Source organism: Pseudoalteromonas sp. S3431 (genome assembly GCF_000690035.1).
In the GTDB taxonomy this organism is placed as follows: domain Bacteria; phylum Pseudomonadota; class Gammaproteobacteria; order Enterobacterales; family Alteromonadaceae; genus Pseudoalteromonas; species Pseudoalteromonas fuliginea.
In genome coordinates this window covers 1-1159 of record NZ_JJNY01000075.1, presented here as the reverse complement: position 1 = coordinate 1159, position 1159 = coordinate 1, and the positions used below count along the sequence as shown (strand labels likewise).

Genomic DNA, 1159 nt, shown 5'->3' with positions numbered 1-1159 from the left:
CGTTGTTTAACTTTTCCAGTTTTTGTATGGGTGTTATTCCACCTATGCCCATGTTAGGGCGTTCATTATTATAAGTCCATAACCAATCGGTTGCTTTATCTTGTAACTCACTAATATCACTGTAAATATAATGACTTAGCCAGTCATACCTAACCGTGCGATTAAACCGCTCTACATAAGCATTTTGTTGCGGGTTACCTGGTTGAATAAATCGTAATTCAATATTATTATTTAACGCCCACTCTGCTAATTTATGGCTAATATATTCAGGCCCATTGTCACACCTGATAGCTTTTGGCTTACCACGCCATTCTATAATTTGATTGAGTGAGCGGATAACACGCTCAGCGGGGAGTGATAAGTCAGCATCTATTGTGAGTCCTTCGCGATTGAAATCATCAATCACATTGAACAAGCGACACGCTCTGCCATCCGATAATTGGTCGTGCATAAAATCCATTGACCAACATTCGTTAATGGCCTCAGGGACAGCCAATGGTTCAGGCTTCTTCCTTGTTAGACGTTTTCTAGGCTTTATTCGCAGATTCAACTCAAGCTCACGGTAAATACGATAAACGCGCTTATGATTCCATGTGTAGCCTTTAACATTGCGTAAATATAAAAAACATAAACCGAATCCCCAATTACGCTGACATTGGCTTAAATCCAATAGCAACGCTGCAATTTTCTCATTTTCATCAGACAGTTTTGGCGTATAGCGATAGCATGTTTCACTTATCATGAAAGTACGACAGGCTAAGGCAATACTCATTTTATTTGTGCTAACGACTTCATGAGCCAAGACTTTGCGCTCAGAAGCCTTTACCACTTTTTTGCCATTGCCTCCTGAATGACCTCAGATTTTAGCCGCTCTTCAGCATACATTTTCTTTAAACGGCGATTTTCATCTTCAAGTTCTTTCATTCGTGTCATTAAAGACGCATCCATGCCGCCGTATTTAGCGCGCCATTTATAAAAGGTTGAGTTGCCCATACCATGTTCACGGCATAGCTCAGGAATAGGCACGCCGCTTTCTGCTTGTTTTAAAATGGCGAGGATTTGACTGTCTGTAAAATGTGCTTTTTTCATAATTTTCTCCTGTGTTTACAATAAGAGAAAATTCTACGTTTGGCATCTATTATTTTTCGGGGGGATTACC

At 40.1% G+C, this 1159-nt stretch carries 1 protein-coding gene; it reads right to left on the bottom strand.

Annotation, left to right across the window (positions count from 1 at the left end):
- Positions 1 to 1089, bottom strand: a protein-coding gene (locus tag DO88_RS03490; RefSeq protein ID WP_157600366.1) for an IS3 family transposase whose coding sequence is annotated in 2 segments (ribosomal slippage) — positions 1 to 837 and positions 837 to 1089 — 1090 coding nt annotated over the 2 segments. Because the reading frame shifts where the segments join, the coding sequence is not laid out codon by codon here. This gene is flagged as partial in the annotation.
- Between the last annotated feature and the right edge of the window lie 70 nt (positions 1090 to 1159).